Below are 13,045 nucleotides of genomic sequence, written 5' to 3'. Positions count from 1 at the left end.
CAGCAAGGCGCGCTTGCTTTCGGTGCGGCGGTTGCCCGAATTGCGCGGGACTTCCGGTCGACCCGCTTCCTCGTACCGGCGCGCCATATCCGCCGCGAATTCGTTAAAGGGGATGCCTTTCGAGATCCGCGATGGTGTAGTCACCGAACGTCTCCTCTGAAATCCGTCGCGCTAAATATGCGCGATCAGCATTTTTGTGAAGCGACCAAAGCACGCTTGCCTGCCCCAGCATGTCTGGAGCGGAGCCCGAAGCGAACTGGCCCATCCGGTCGGCGATCATGTCCTCGACCGAAATGATGCGCGCATCGCCATCGTCACCCAAATCGATAAGATACACCCGGTCGCGGTCGGCCATGCCATCGAGCAATGTCGATGATACGACCTCGAAACCAAGCATCAGATCAGGGTGAATCCATCCCTTGGTCGCCATGCCTGGCCCCGATGGCTTAACGAAACCAAGGTCGCGCAAAGCCTGCTCGAAGACTTCTTGGCGTCCCGTCGAAACATCGAAGTCGCCCGTCGCGATACGGCTGGTGGTGTAAAGCTCCACCGCCGCCCCACCGACCAGCACCGGCGCTTCAAACCCAAGCGCGACCATCTTCCCGCTAGCTTGGGCAAACATGCGGAGGGCGGCCTCGAACTCGCGTCGATAGACCGCCTCCACGCTTACCCGGCCGCCTTCGCCACGCCCACCAAAGCCGGCCGCAACAGGCGGTCCTTGATCATATACCCCGACTGCATTTCCTGCACGACGGTGCCTGGCGGCTGGTCGCTCGGCACTTCGAACATCGCCTGGTGGAAATTGGGGTCGAGCTTCTCGCCGACCGCGCTCAGCTTCTTGATGCCGTGGCGCTGGAACACCGCCTCCAGCTCACGCCCGGTCGCGTCGAGCCCGGCGACGAGGCCCTTCATCTTCTCATCTTCACGCAGCTCGGCAGGGATGGCTTCGAGGCCCCGCGCAAGATTGTCAGCGACCGACAGCAAGTCGCGCGCAAAGGCCGTCGCGGCATAGGCGCGCGCATCCGCGGCTTCCTTCTCCGCGCGGCGGCGCATGTTTTGCGCCTCGGCATGGGCATAGAGCAGCGCCGACTTCGCCTCAGCCAATTCCTCGGCCAGCTTCGCAGTCGCATCGCTTTGCGCCACTTCGGGGGCCTCGGCTGCGGTTTCCTCGCGCACATCGGCACCGCTGGTGATGTCGATCTTTTCGTCTTCGATCATGTCGTCTTCTGTTCCTGTTAACGCATCAGCCGCGCGAGCGTCGCGGCGGTATAATCCACCATGGGCACGACGCGCGCATAGTTCAACCGAGTCGGGCCGATCACACCGACCACACCGACCACGCGCCCATCGGTCCCGTGGAACGGTTTGGCGATCACCGACGATCCCGACAGCGAGAACAATTTGTTTTCCGCACCGATGAAGATGCGCGTCGCATCGCCGGCACTCGCATTGTCGAGCAGGCGCGCAATGTCCTGTTTGCCCTCCAGATCGTCGAGCAATTCCCGCACGCGCTCCAGATCGGCGGCGGCGGCATCGTCGATCAACCGCGCCTGCCCACGCACGATCAGCACCGGGCGGCGGTCGGTATCCTCGCTCCAGATCGCGAGACCACGTTCGATCAACGTCCGCGCCGCGCCATCAAGTTCCGCACGCTCGGCGATCAGCTCGCGTTCGATCCGCGCGCGCGCTTCGATCAAAGTCAACCCGCCGAACATTGCGCTCATGTAATTGCCAGCCTCGACCAGCGCCGAGGGCGGAAGGCCCGGCGGCAAATCGATCACGCGATTTTCGACCGACCCGTCCTCGCCCACCAGCACCGCCAGCGCCTGGCTGGTCGAAAGCGGCACGAAGCTCATCTGGCGCAGCACGAGATCGCGCTTGGCGACCATCACCATCCCGGCGCACGCCGACAGGCCGGACAGCGCCGCCGTCGTCGCGGCGATCGCGTGCTCGACCGGGCCCGCCTGGACGATCTGCGCGGAAATCGCGGCCTGTTCCTCCGGCGAAGGTTCCAGCGCCTGCATCATCCCGTCGACGAACAACCGCAAGCCGACGTCGGTCGGCATCCGCCCAGCGCTGGTATGCGGTGCAGCGAGCAGACCGAGTTCCTCCAGATCCTGCATCACATTGCGAATCGAGGCCGGGGAGAGGTTTAGGCCGGACAGATGCGCGATCGTGCGCGAACCGATCGGCGCTCCGGTATCGAGATAGCTCTGGACCACCACGCGAAACACGTCGCGCGCACGGTCGCTCAGTTCGGTGATCGGGGGTAGCGGCATGGCGCATATATGGGGCGTAACAAGGCTTGGCTCAACCGGGTGCGGCCGCGTGAGAACGCCATCTATCGCTCCTCCCCCTTCACAGACTCCCGCCGTTCCACCGTCCATTCCTGCTCGAACAGCGCGGTGTCGGTAACCTTCCGCCCCTTCGCATCCCGCGCCGGGCGGAAGCGCACATGCTGCAGCGCCAGCGAACAGGTGGCTGCATCGAGCGCGGCGTTGCCGCTGCTCCGGACGATCCGGCAATCGCTCAGCCGCCCATTCGTCCCGATCGTGGCGCGATAGGTAACCAGGCCCGCGGCCTGCGCATCCCACAGCGCGCGCGGCAGATCGCGGTAGCGCAGCTTGTTGCTGACCAGCTCCGCCTCGGTCCCGCCGCCACCGCCGTCCCCGTCACCACCGTCGCCGCTGCCGAGACCATTGCCCTGTCCCCCGCTCCCCGTCCCCGGCCCTACCACCGGCGCGGCGCCTGCCGAGCTATCGGCACCCAGCCCCGCGATCGGCGCGACGACGACTGGCGGTGGCGGCAGCAGAACCGGCACCGGCGGCGCGACCAGTTCGGTCGCTTTCGAGGTGATGTTCGGCGGCGACGCCGCTCCTTCCTTGCGCTTCTCCGCGTGTTTCGGCGCGCGCACCGGATCGGGCTTGGGCGGCGGTGCGCTTTCCGGCAACAAGGCAACGACGGTCAGTTGCTCGACAATGCGCTGCGCCGCGCCGACCCCCAGCCCGATCGCAAGCCCATACAGAATCAATGCTACCAACACGGCCGCCGCGCCCGCGCTCTTGATCCGGTCTGCCCGCGTCGAACCGTACCCCGTCATGCCGTCTGCCTGAACCTTCCGCGATGAATGTGGTCTCTCCCGGCACCGTGCCAAGGGGTGACACTCGCCCAACGCACGAGTAGGGCGACGCGATCATTTCCAGGAGATTTCCCATGCGCCCTTCCGGCCGCACCCCCGATCAAATGCGCGCGATCACGATCGAGCCACGCTTCACCAAACATGCCGAAGGGTCGGTGCTGATCGGTTTCGGCGAGACCAAGGTGCTGGTGACGGCCTCAGTCGAGGAGAAAGTGCCGCCGTTCCTGCGCGGGCGTGGCGAGGGTTGGGTGACGGCCGAATACGGTATGCTTCCGCGCGCGACGCACACCCGCGGCAGTCGCGAAGCCGCCAAGGGCAAGCAGTCGGGTCGCACGCAGGAAATCCAGCGGCTGATCGGCCGTTCGCTGCGCGCGGTCACCGATCTAAAGCTGCTCGGGGAGCGCCAGATCGTGCTCGATTGCGACGTGATCCAGGCCGATGGCGGCACCCGCACCGCATCCATCTCCGGCGCGTGGGTCGCGTTGCGGCTGGCGATCGACGGCCTGCTGGCGAGCGGCAAGCTGACCGCCGATCCGCTTACGCAGAAGGTCGCGGCGATCTCGTGCGGTATTTTCAAGGGCACGCCGGTGCTCGACCTCGATTATGACGAGGATTCGACCGCCGACGCCGACGCGAATTTCGTCCTGCTCGAAAACGGCAACATCGCCGAGGTGCAGGCGACCGCCGAGGGCGCGACCTATGATGAGGAAGCGCTGCTCCGCCTGCTTCGCCTGGCCCGCATCGGCTGCACCGATATCTTCGCGGCACAGGCGCGGGCGGTAGCCAAGTGAGCGACGAGGTCGCCCCACAGGCGATCCGAAAACTTGCCCCCGGCAAGCTGGTGATCGCCACCCACAACGCGGGCAAGGTCAAGGAAATCCGCGCCTTGCTCGCGCCTTACGGCATCGATGCGATTTCGGCCGGCGAGCTTGATTTGCCCGAGCCGGAGGAAACCGGCACGACCTTCGTCGCCAATGCGGAACTGAAGGCGCTGTATGCCGCCGACCTGTCCGGCCTGCCCGCGCTCGCCGACGATAGCGGGTTGTGCGTCGACGCGTTGGGTGGCGATCCGGGCGTCTACACAGCCAATTGGGCGGAAACCACGGACGGCACGCGCGACTGGACGATGGCCATGGGCAAGGTCGAGGACAAGCTCGCCGCGCTTGGCCCCGACACCAGCCGCTCGGCGCATTTCGTCAGCACGCTCGCGCTCGCCTGGCCCGACGGGCATGTCCAATGGTTCGAGGGACGGATCGACGGTACTTTAGTGTGGCCGCCGCGCGGACAGATGGGCTTCGGCTACGATCCCGTTTTCGTGCCGCTGGGCGACACGCGGACCTATGCCGAAATGCCGTTCGAGGAAAAACAGGCGAACAACCACCGCGCCAAGGCCTTCGCGGAAATGATTGCGGCAGTGCTGTAAGAAAGACTGTAATGTTCCACCCCGGGAACCGCCGGGGTGGAGTGCAGGGCGGTCGCTGGCTGGCTCAGTCCTCCGCCCGCCGCCCCACGACATTCCCCGGCGGCGTGTAGCGGCACACCAGATAATCGTCCCGCCGACTGCTCGCCACGGCACATCCGACCTGCGTGCTTCGCCGCCAGATGATCTGCGAATAATGGCCGACGTCCTGCCAGCGCCCGGTGGTGCTGATGTCGGGCACCGCGCCGGTACGATAGTAACGCCGCTCGTCGACCCACAGCCGCGCCATCTCGTCGTAACGATAGGCTCCGCGCGACCCCATGAAGAGGTTCTCGCCCTCGGGCACCGCGCCGCGCGGCTCGGTCGAATGCTTGAACTGCTCGGTCTCGGCCAAAACCGCGGCATAGCGCGCGGCATCCGCCGCCAGCGTCTCGCTCCACACTAGCGGCGGCGCGCCCACTACGGCCCGCGCGGCATTGTGCTCCTTCAGCATTGCCTGCCGCAGCACGCCCTCCCCACGCGCGGCGGGGGCGGCGGTCAGCCGCGGCTCGACGACGCGCTGCGGCCGCTCCTCGACACCCGCCGAACAGCCGCACAACAGCAACGCCAGCACCACAACCCGCATCTTCCGTATTCTCCTTGCGCAGCCCATAGCAGCTTTCGATGAACCCCGCCCAAACCGATCCACTCGCGCTTTATGTCCATTGGCCGTTCTGCGTGTCGAAATGCCCCTATTGCGACTTCAACAGCCACGTCCGCGAAAGCGTCGATCAGGCCGCCTGGCGCGACGCATTGCTCGCCGATCTCGCTTATGAAGCGGCGGCGCTGCCGAGGCGACGTTTGGGCTCGATCTTCTTCGGCGGCGGCACGCCCTCGCTGATGCCGCCCGAGACGGTGGCGGCGGTAATCGACGCCGCGACCGGCCACTGGCCCGCCGAGGCCGACATCGAAATCACGCTCGAGGCCAATCCCTCCTCGGTCGAGGCGGCGCGCTTCGCCGATATCGCGCGCGCCGGGGTCAACCGCGTGTCGCTGGGGTTGCAGGCACTCGACGATCGCGCACTCCACTTCCTCGGCCGCGCGCATGACGTGGCGGAAGGACTCGCCGCCCTCGATACCGCGCAACGCGCCTTCGCGCGCGTCAGTTTCGACCTGATCTATGCCCGCCCCGGCCAATCGCTCGGCGACTGGCACGGCGAACTCGCCCGCGCGCTGTCGTTCGGGACCGAACATCTCTCGCTCTATCAACTCACCGTCGAGCAGGGCACGCGCTTCGCGACCGAGGAGCGCGAGGGGCGGCTGACCCTGCCCGATCCCGACTACGCCGCCGACCTATTCGAGCTAACCCGCGAAACTACCGCGCGGGCCGGGCTGCCGGCCTATGAAGTGTCGAACCACGCGCGGCTCGGGGCGGAAAGCCGCCACAACCTCGTTTACTGGCGTTATCGCGATTACGCGGGCGTCGGTCCCGGCGCACACGGGCGGCGCGGCGGGCTGGCGACGGCGCGGCACAAGAAGCCGGAGAATTGGATCGGCGCGGTGGCGCGCAACGGCCACGGCGCGCAGATCGAGGACGCCCTCCCGCCCGCCGACCGCGCCACCGAGGCACTACTGATGGGACTGCGGTTGCGCGAGGGGGTGGACTTGGGCCGCATTGCCGCGATCGGCGAGACGACGGTCGATGCGCTGATCGACTGGAACGCGGCGCAGCGGCTGGAGGGTCAGGGTCTGCTGGTGCGCGACGGCGACCATCTCACGGTCACCGATGCTGGGATGCTGCTACTGGACGCGATCCTCCCGCTGGTCGTGCTGGGGTAATCCGCCCCCGCCGTTCATCCTGAGTAGGGACTGAGCTTGTCGAAGGCCCGTAGCGAAGGACTTGGCCGCAGACTGCCCTTCGATAAACGTCTTCGACTACGCTCAGCCGCTACTCAGGGCGAACGGTGGGTGGTGTGAAGCGCTTACCCCCCAAACCCACTAGGCGCAGGCGACACCGTCACCGTCGTCCCGCCACGGATCTCCTGCACCTCCAGCGCCCGCTCCGCGACATTGTCGCGACCAAAGCGGAATGCCCCGTCGATCCCGGCGAAGCCGCCGCGATCCTTCAGCCGGTCCTCCGGGAACGGCGCATTCATCGGCCAATCGCGCATGATGCGGATTGTAAGCAGCACCGAATCATACCCCAGGCTCGACAGCCGGAACGGCGCGACGCCGAAGCGCGCGCGATATTTGGTGGCATATTGCCGGTACAGCCCGTCCGAGACGCTGGCGAACCACGCGCCCTCCAGCGCGGGCTTGCTCGCGATCGAACTTTCCGAATTCCACAATTCCGTGCCGAGCACGCGCGCACCGCCCATGCCGTTCTTGCGCAGCACCGGCACCCCCGCCGCCGCCATCCCGCCGCCATCGGCGATCAGGATCGCCTGATACGGCGCGCTCTTCGTCAGGCGGTTGATCGCGCCCGTCATCGATCCGGGAACGCGGTCATAGGTCTGCAGCGATCCGACGCGGCCGCCCGCCGATTCCACCGCGCGCAGGAACGCGGTCGAGGCACGCTCGCCATACGTACCGTTCGGCACCAACGCGCCGAAGCTCGTCACCCCCTTGTTGCTGGCATAATCGACCACGCGTTCGATCGATTGCGCTGGGACATAGCCCATCAGATAGGCCCCGTTGCCGGCGACCGACGTGTCGTTGGAAAAGCTGACCACCGGCACCCCGGCGCGCCGCGCGATCGGCGTCACCGCGCGCACATCCTCGGCCAGCAACGGCCCCAGGATCAGTTGCGCGCCATCCGCCAAGGCCTTTTGCGCCGCCAGCGCAGCGCCGCCCGCGGTGTCATAGGTGGTGATGCGCACGCGATCGTTGCCCGAATCCAGCAGCGCCAATTGAGTCGCGTTGGCCAGGCTCTGCCCCACACCCGCATTCGCGCCCGACAGCGGCACGAGCAAAGCGACACGGTGCCGCTGCGTGTCCTTGGGGATGCCGATCTCGACTACCGGTTGCTGCGGCTGGTTGGGCCGCACGACTGGTGCGCGCGACGGCGCAGGGCCGCGCGGCACAACCGTCTGACAGCCGCCAAGCACCAACGCACCCGCCGCCACGACCGCCGCCGTGAAGCGCCGCCAGCCACTCGGCATTTGCCCTATCGATACCCGCTCTGCCATGACCGCTCCTGATGACATCTGTTCTTACACCTGATTTGGCTCCGGGCCTCTACATCGTTGCCACCCCGATCGGCAATCTCGGTGATCTGTCGCCGCGCGCCGCTCATATCCTGAGCCATGCCGCTGTAATCGCTGTAGAAGACAGTCGCGTGACGGGCAAACTTCTCAACCATATCGGCGTCAAACGCCCGATGACGCCGTATCACGACCATAATGCCGAGGAGGTTCGCCCCGGCTTGATCGCGCGCATGGGCACGGAGGCGGTGGCGCTGGTGTCGGACGCGGGCACGCCGCTGATTTCCGATCCAGGCTATAAACTGGTGCGCGATGCGCGCGCGGCGGGGCATACCGTGTGGACGATCCCCGGCCCCTGCGCGGCGGTCGCGGCGCTGACGCTGGCGGGCCTGCCGACCGACCGCTTCCTGTTTCTGGGGTTCTTGCCGTCCAAGGCCCAGGCGCGCGCCGCTGCCATCGCCGAAGTGGCAAGCATACGCGCGACGTTGGTGCTGTACGAGTCCGGCCCGCGCCTGGCGGCTACCCTCGGCGCGCTCGCCGACGGCCTCGGCGAGCGCGAGGCGGCAGTGACGCGCGAAATTACCAAGCATTTCGAGGAGGCGGTAACCGGCACGCTGTCCGAACTCGCTACGCGCTACGCTGACGCGCCCCCAAAGGGCGAAATTGTGCTGGTCGTCGCCCCGCCCGGTGCGCCCGAGGCCGCAAGCGCCGCAGACGCCGACGCCGCCCTCACCAAAGCGCTTACCCGACTATCCACCGGGCAAGCCGCAAGCGAAGTCGCCAAAGCGCTCGGGCTGGACCGAAAAACACTCTACGCGCGGGCGCTGGAGCTAAAGCGTAAGGCCTAAACGAATCCTCCCCCGCAAGGGGGAGGTGGCGCCAAAGGCGACGGAGGGGGAGGCAGGCCATGACCTAGGTACCTGCCTCCTCCCCGGTCGACACTCAGACCCCAGCAGGCAGCGTCGTCCCCTGCGGATACGCGACCGGCCCGGCGTGCGGGATAGGTTCAGCATTGCGATTGCCGCGCGCCATCAGTCCTTCGATGACGATGGCGATGGCCGGGGCGGCGATGATCCAGAACGGAAGGAGCGTGATCGACATGGCGTTTCTCCAAGGGCGTGATCGGGTCAAATGCAGACCCACTATTGATCAACAACCGCCAGAATTGTGCCACGTTCCGCTCGGGCACTGGCAAACTAATCCATGATATTCAGATAACTGCGCCTCTCCAAGTATTGCTGGGCACCCTTGTCGAAGCGCGCCGCATCGACTGCCGATCCCATGGCGCCTGTCCTACACGCGCCGATCCTGCCAATCTCGTCGTCCGCTCTTTCGCATCGTCAAACTGCCCATCAACCGCGCTCCCGAAAATAGCACCGATACTGCGACTCTGTGTGACTTTAAGTCCGAGCACGGTCGCCTGACTCAACCCGGTGGTGTCGAGCGAAGTCGAGACACTTGACGAGCGCGTGCGGCGGATTCTCGACTTCGCTCGACACGAACGACCTGGCGTGCTGACTCGCGGCCATGCCCCGCCCGACCCGCAAGCACACGCCCTCCCCAAAACGCCAGTCGGCCGAAGCTTCCGGTCGCCGAGGCGAGCGGCTCGCCGGGTGGTGGCTCCGCCTCAAAGGCTGGCGCATCCTCGCGCGGCGCGTGCGCACCCCTGCGGGGGAGGTCGATCTGGTGGCGAAGAAGGGCAATCTCGTCGCTTTCATCGAAGTAAAGCTCCGCAAAACCGCCGCCGAACTCGATTTCGCGATCGACGAACGCCGCCTCACCCGCGTCGCGGCGGCGGCGGAGTATCTGATGCCGAGCTATGCCGAAGCAGGCGACGACATCCGCGTCGATGTCATCCTGATCGCGCCGGGGGTCAGGCCACGGCATATCGAGAATGCCTGGCTGCCATAAGGAAATCGTCACCCCGGCCTTGTGCCGGGGTCCACCGTGTCGCACATCCCGCCCTTGAACGATCAAGCGTTACCGCTTGCCGCTCGGTGGACGCCGGCACAAGGCCGGGGTGACGGGCGGAATGGAGAATGTGCATGTCCCTCACCGTCGCCGTCCAAATGGACCCGATCGCGCATATCAACATCGCGGGCGATTCGACCTTCGCGCTGATGCTCGCCGCGCAGGCGCGCGGGCACCGGCTGTTCCATTACACCGCCGAGGATCTCAATTACTCCAACGGCCGCGTCTGGGCGAAGGCCGATCCCGTCACCGTCCAGCGCGTTGTGGGGGATCATTACAGCTTCGGCGAACCCGTCAGCCTCGATCTCGGCGACGGGGCCGACGTGATCCTGATGCGGCAAGACCCGCCGTTCGACCTCGGCTACATCACCGCAACCCACCTGCTCGAACGGATCGCGCACAAGACGCTGGTGGTGAACGACCCCGCCAGTGTGCGGAACGCCCCCGAAAAAGTCTTCGTACTCGATTACCCGCAATTCATGCCGCCGACGCTCGTCACGCGCAGCCTCGACGAGGCCCGCGCCTTCCTCGCCAAGCACGGCGAAATCGTCGTGAAGCCGCTCCACGGCAATGGCGGCAAGGCGATCTTCAAGGTCGGCCGCGACGGCGCGAACCTGTCGGCGCTGATCGAAGTGTTCAACACGATGTGGCGCGAACCGCACATGGTGCAGGCGTTCCTCCCCGATGTGGCGAAGGGCGACAAGCGCATCGTGCTGGTCGATGGCGAGGTCGCGGGCGCGATCAACCGCTTGCCCGGCGAAGGCGAAATCCGCTCCAATCTCGCGGTCGGCGGCTCAGCGGTCGCGACCGAGCTTACGCCCAGGGAACGCGAGATTTGCGCCGTCCTCGGCCCGGAACTCAAGCAGCGCGGCCTGCTGTTCGTCGGCATCGACGTGATCGGCGGCGAATGGCTGACCGAGATCAACGTCACCTCCCCCACCGGCATCGTCGCGATCGAGAGGTTCGACGGGACCGATGTAGCAGGCCTGATCTGGGACGCGATCGAACGTAAGGTCGCGGGCTGACGCCCAAAGCCACGATGACCGACTTCATCCTCGATCTCACCGCATGGGGCGGATATTTCGGCATTTTCCTGCTGATGGTGCTGGAAAACGTGTTCCCGCCGATCCCGTCCGAGGTGATCATGGGGCTCGGCGGCATCGCGGTCGCGCGCGGGCAAATGGAAATGGTGCCTCTGATCATCGCCGGGACGGCAGGGACGGTCGCGGGGAACTATTTCTGGTACGCGGTCGGCGCGCGCCTGGGGTATCAACGGCTCCGCCCGTTCATCGATCGCTATGGTGCCTGGCTCACGCTCGATTGGGCGCATGTGCTGCAACTCGAGCGCTTCTTCCATCGCCACGGGCAATGGGTGGTATTCGTGTTCCGCTTCATGCCCGCCTTCCGCACGATGGTGTCGCTGCCCGCTGGCATGGCGCAGATGCCGCAGGGCCGCTTCCTGCTATGGACGGCAGCCGGCGCCGGGATCTGGAACACGGGGCTCGCTTATGCCGGGTACATTCTCGGCAGCAATTTTCGCGAGCTTGACGCCTATATCGGCCCGGCGGCGGTCGCGCTGACGGTTGCGATCGTGCTCGGCTATCTGTGGCGGCTGCTGCGCTGGAAACCGCGCGCCTGAGCCAATTTGCTGCACTGCGGTGGAAAGCTCGCACCGCACTTCCTATCTTGGATCTATCGCGGGGGGATTACCGCTGGAGCAGCATGCATGAAAATTCTGATCGTCCTCACCTCACACGATCAACTCGGCGACACCGGGGCCAAGACCGGCTTCTGGCTCGAAGAGCTGGCCGCACCCTATTACGTGCTGAAGGCGGCCGGGGCCGACCTGACGCTCGCCTCGCCCAAGGGTGGCCAGCCGCCGCTCGATCCCAAAAGCGCCGACGAAAGCGCGCAGACCGACGATACACGCCGCTTCGAAGCCGATCCCGATGCGTCTGCGCAGCTCGCCAACACCGTCCGCCTGGATTCGGTGAAGCTCGAGGATTTCGACGCGATCTTCTATCCCGGCGGCCACGGCCCGCTATGGGATCTCGCCGAGGACGCCACCTCGCGCGCACTGATCGAAGGCGCGATCGCCGCCGACAAACCGGTCGCTTTGGTCTGCCACGCGCCGGGCGTGCTGCGCCATGTGCAGGCCGCCGACGGCACGCCGTTGGTCTCGGGCAAGAAGGTCACCGGCTTCACCAACACCGAGGAAGCAGCCGTCGGCCTGACCGACGTGGTGCCGTTCCTGGTCGAGGATATGCTGACGCAGAATGGCGGCATCTATTCGAAGACCGACGATTGGGGTGTGCATGTGGTGCGCGACGGTCTGCTGATCACCGGGCAGAACCCCGCATCGTCGAGCGCGGCGGCCACGGCATTGGTCGAGGCGCTGGCGTAAATCCGTTCGGCACCCGGCGTCGTCCGGGTGCCGACCCCTCAAGCCCGCGGATGGGCGTTGCGGTACACGTCCAGCAGATGCGCGGCATCGACCTGAGTATAGACTTGCGTCGAACTAAGGCTGGCATGACCGAGCAACTCCTGCAGCGCCCGCAAATCCGCCCCACGCCCCAGCAAATGCGTGGCGAACGAATGCCGCAAGGCGTGCGGCGTAGTCCGGTCAGGCAACCCCAGCCGCACCCGTGCCTGCTGCACCGCGCGGCGCACCAACCGCGGGCTTAACGGCCCGCCCTTGGCACCACGGAAAATCGGCGCATCGCGAGCGGTGCCATAGGGACTGAGGTGCACATAGTCCTCGATCGCCGCGCGCACTTGCGGCAGGAGCGGCACGACACGCGTCTTGTCGCGCTTGCCCGTCACGGCGAGCGTCGCGCCGAGCGGCAACACCGCCCCGGTCAGCGACAGCGCCTCGGCCACGCGCAAGCCCGCGCCATACAGCAGCAGCAACACCGCCAGATCGCGCGCGCCGATCCACGGTTCGCTGGCGTCCTCCGCGACATCCTCGGCCAGTCCGACCGCCTCATCGGGCGAGACCGGGCGGGGCACGCCCTTTTTCACCCGCGGCCCTTTCACACGCGGCATCGCCCCCTCCCCACCTGCAAACGCCAGGAACCCGCGCACCGCCGACAATTCGCGCGCGGCCGAGGCGTTGCCGAGGCCGTCCGAGCGACGAAAAGCTAGGAATGCCCGGAGATCGGCGGCGCTGACCTTGCCGAGCGCCGCGCGATCGATCGCCTCGCCCCAATGCTGGCTGAGGAACCCGCACAGCCGCGTAGCGGTCGCCTCATAGGCCCGTACCGTATGCGCCGAACGCCGCCGGTCGCGGGCGAGGTGGTCGGCGTAAAGGCGGGGGAGGTCGGACATTGCGGG

Annotated in this window: 16 protein-coding genes; 8 read left to right on the top strand and 8 right to left on the bottom strand. The window is 66.5% G+C overall.

The window, feature by feature from the left end; translation table 11 throughout:
- Positions 1–103 precede the first annotated feature (103 nt).
- From AB5I39_RS13745 to AB5I39_RS13730, 4 genes are all read right to left on the bottom strand, one after another.
- The gene (locus AB5I39_RS13745) at positions 104–664 is read right to left on the bottom strand and encodes a hypothetical protein (protein ID WP_404367927.1); all 561 of its coding nucleotides are present in this window, start codon (positions 662–664) and stop codon (positions 104–106) included.
- Positions 665–666: 2 nt separating this feature from the next.
- A complete protein-coding gene (gene grpE / locus AB5I39_RS13740) occupies positions 667–1,218 on the bottom strand; it encodes a nucleotide exchange factor GrpE (RefSeq protein ID WP_404367924.1) in 552 nt (183 codons plus the stop codon).
- A gap of 17 nt (positions 1,219–1,235) precedes the next feature.
- Positions 1,236–2,279: a heat-inducible transcriptional repressor HrcA gene (gene hrcA, locus AB5I39_RS13735; protein WP_404367921.1), complete on the bottom strand. Its 1,044-nt coding sequence runs from the start codon at positions 2,277–2,279 to the stop codon at positions 1,236–1,238.
- A gap of 62 nt (positions 2,280–2,341) precedes the next feature.
- The gene (locus AB5I39_RS13730) at positions 2,342–3,100 is read right to left on the bottom strand and encodes an energy transducer TonB (RefSeq protein WP_404367918.1); all 759 of its coding nucleotides are present in this window, start codon (positions 3,098–3,100) and stop codon (positions 2,342–2,344) included.
- A 113-nt stretch (positions 3,101–3,213) separates the two neighbouring features.
- Here AB5I39_RS13730 and rph point away from each other — a divergent pair, with 113 nt between their 5' ends.
- A complete protein-coding gene (gene rph, locus AB5I39_RS13725) occupies positions 3,214–3,930 on the top strand; it encodes a ribonuclease PH (protein ID WP_404367915.1) in 717 nt (238 codons plus the stop codon).
- Positions 3,927–4,562 carry an RdgB/HAM1 family non-canonical purine NTP pyrophosphatase gene (gene rdgB, locus AB5I39_RS13720; RefSeq protein ID WP_404367912.1) on the top strand — a complete coding sequence of 212 codons (636 nt, stop codon included), beginning with the start codon at positions 3,927–3,929 and terminating at the stop codon, positions 4,560–4,562. Before rph ends, rdgB begins: the two co-directional genes overlap by 4 nt.
- 64 nt (positions 4,563–4,626) lie before the next feature.
- On the opposite strand, the gene AB5I39_RS13715 is transcribed toward rdgB, so the two are convergent.
- On the bottom strand, positions 4,627–5,184 hold the full coding sequence (locus AB5I39_RS13715; RefSeq protein ID WP_404367909.1) for a CAP domain-containing protein: 558 nt from the start codon (positions 5,182–5,184) through the stop codon (positions 4,627–4,629).
- A 38-nt stretch (positions 5,185–5,222) separates the two neighbouring features.
- Here AB5I39_RS13715 and hemW point away from each other — a divergent pair, with 38 nt between their 5' ends.
- Entirely contained in the window at positions 5,223–6,377 is a 1,155-nt protein-coding gene (hemW, locus tag AB5I39_RS13710) for a radical SAM family heme chaperone HemW (RefSeq protein ID WP_404367906.1), read from the top strand.
- Positions 6,378–6,520: 143 nt separating this feature from the next.
- Here hemW and AB5I39_RS13705 read toward each other — a convergent pair whose 3' ends face one another.
- Positions 6,521–7,726, bottom strand: a complete 1,206-nt coding sequence (locus tag AB5I39_RS13705) for a penicillin-binding protein activator (RefSeq protein WP_404367903.1) — start codon at positions 7,724–7,726, stop codon at positions 6,521–6,523.
- A gap of 11 nt (positions 7,727–7,737) precedes the next feature.
- Between AB5I39_RS13705 and rsmI the strand changes: the two genes are divergently transcribed.
- Positions 7,738–8,589, top strand: coding sequence for a 16S rRNA (cytidine(1402)-2'-O)-methyltransferase (rsmI, locus tag AB5I39_RS13700; RefSeq protein ID WP_404367900.1), 852 nt, complete (start codon positions 7,738–7,740; stop codon positions 8,587–8,589).
- A gap of 94 nt (positions 8,590–8,683) precedes the next feature.
- Here the strand turns inward: rsmI and AB5I39_RS13695 are convergent, their stop codons facing one another.
- A complete protein-coding gene (locus tag AB5I39_RS13695) occupies positions 8,684–8,842 on the bottom strand; it encodes a hypothetical protein (RefSeq protein ID WP_404367897.1) in 159 nt (52 codons plus the stop codon).
- A 426-nt stretch (positions 8,843–9,268) separates the two neighbouring features.
- Between AB5I39_RS13695 and AB5I39_RS13690 the strand changes: the two genes are divergently transcribed.
- The 4 genes from AB5I39_RS13690 to AB5I39_RS13675 all read left to right on the top strand — a co-directional run bounded on the left by AB5I39_RS13690 (position 9,269) and on the right by AB5I39_RS13675 (position 12,116).
- Positions 9,269–9,652 (top strand): YraN family protein, encoded by a 384-nt coding sequence (locus tag AB5I39_RS13690; protein WP_404367894.1) that lies wholly within the window; start codon positions 9,269–9,271, stop codon positions 9,650–9,652.
- A 134-nt stretch (positions 9,653–9,786) separates the two neighbouring features.
- A complete protein-coding gene (gene gshB / locus AB5I39_RS13685) occupies positions 9,787–10,737 on the top strand; it encodes a glutathione synthase (RefSeq protein WP_404367891.1) in 951 nt (316 codons plus the stop codon).
- 14 nt (positions 10,738–10,751) lie between these two features.
- Entirely contained in the window at positions 10,752–11,351 is a 600-nt protein-coding gene (locus tag AB5I39_RS13680; RefSeq protein WP_404367888.1) for a DedA family protein, read from the top strand.
- Between the two features lie 87 nt (positions 11,352–11,438).
- Positions 11,439–12,116 carry a type 1 glutamine amidotransferase domain-containing protein gene (locus AB5I39_RS13675; RefSeq protein ID WP_404367885.1) on the top strand — a complete coding sequence of 226 codons (678 nt, stop codon included), beginning with the start codon at positions 11,439–11,441 and terminating at the stop codon, positions 12,114–12,116.
- Positions 12,117–12,154: 38 nt separating this feature from the next.
- Here the strand turns inward: AB5I39_RS13675 and AB5I39_RS13670 are convergent, their stop codons facing one another.
- Positions 12,155–13,039 (bottom strand): tyrosine recombinase XerC, encoded by an 885-nt coding sequence (locus AB5I39_RS13670; RefSeq protein WP_404367882.1) that lies wholly within the window; start codon positions 13,037–13,039, stop codon positions 12,155–12,157.
- Positions 13,040–13,045 lie beyond the last annotated feature (6 nt).

The sequence above is a fragment of the Sphingomonas sp. MMS24-J45 genome (genome assembly GCF_044881195.1).
Lineage (GTDB): Bacteria > Pseudomonadota > Alphaproteobacteria > Sphingomonadales > Sphingomonadaceae > Sphingomonas.
The sequence above is the reverse complement of the archived record's forward strand: the minus strand, read 5'-3'. Positions and strand labels throughout refer to the sequence as shown.

Coding starts and splice junctions, on each gene's coding strand:
- grpE (WP_404367924.1), bottom strand. CDS start 1,218: ATGATCGAAGACGAAAAGATCGACATCACCAGCGGTGCCGATGTGCGC.
- AB5I39_RS13730 (WP_404367918.1), bottom strand. CDS start 3,100: ATGACGGGGTACGGTTCGACGCGGGCAGACCGGATCAAGAGCGCGGGC.
- hemW (WP_404367906.1), top strand. CDS start 5,223: ATGAACCCCGCCCAAACCGATCCACTCGCGCTTTATGTCCATTGGCCG.
- AB5I39_RS13670 (WP_404367882.1), bottom strand. CDS start 13,039: ATGTCCGACCTCCCCCGCCTTTACGCCGACCACCTCGCCCGCGACCGG.
- rph (WP_404367915.1), top strand. CDS start 3,214: ATGCGCCCTTCCGGCCGCACCCCCGATCAAATGCGCGCGATCACGATC.
- AB5I39_RS13715 (WP_404367909.1), bottom strand. CDS start 5,184: ATGCGGGTTGTGGTGCTGGCGTTGCTGTTGTGCGGCTGTTCGGCGGGT.
- AB5I39_RS13705 (WP_404367903.1), bottom strand. CDS start 7,726: ATGGCAGAGCGGGTATCGATAGGGCAAATGCCGAGTGGCTGGCGGCGC.
- AB5I39_RS13675 (WP_404367885.1), top strand. CDS start 11,439: ATGAAAATTCTGATCGTCCTCACCTCACACGATCAACTCGGCGACACC.
- rsmI (WP_404367900.1), top strand. CDS start 7,738: ATGACATCTGTTCTTACACCTGATTTGGCTCCGGGCCTCTACATCGTT.
- hrcA (WP_404367921.1), bottom strand. CDS start 2,279: ATGCCGCTACCCCCGATCACCGAACTGAGCGACCGTGCGCGCGACGTG.
- AB5I39_RS13690 (WP_404367894.1), top strand. CDS start 9,269: ATGCCCCGCCCGACCCGCAAGCACACGCCCTCCCCAAAACGCCAGTCG.
- gshB (WP_404367891.1), top strand. CDS start 9,787: ATGTCCCTCACCGTCGCCGTCCAAATGGACCCGATCGCGCATATCAAC.
- AB5I39_RS13695 (WP_404367897.1), bottom strand. CDS start 8,842: ATGTCGATCACGCTCCTTCCGTTCTGGATCATCGCCGCCCCGGCCATC.
- AB5I39_RS13680 (WP_404367888.1), top strand. CDS start 10,752: ATGACCGACTTCATCCTCGATCTCACCGCATGGGGCGGATATTTCGGC.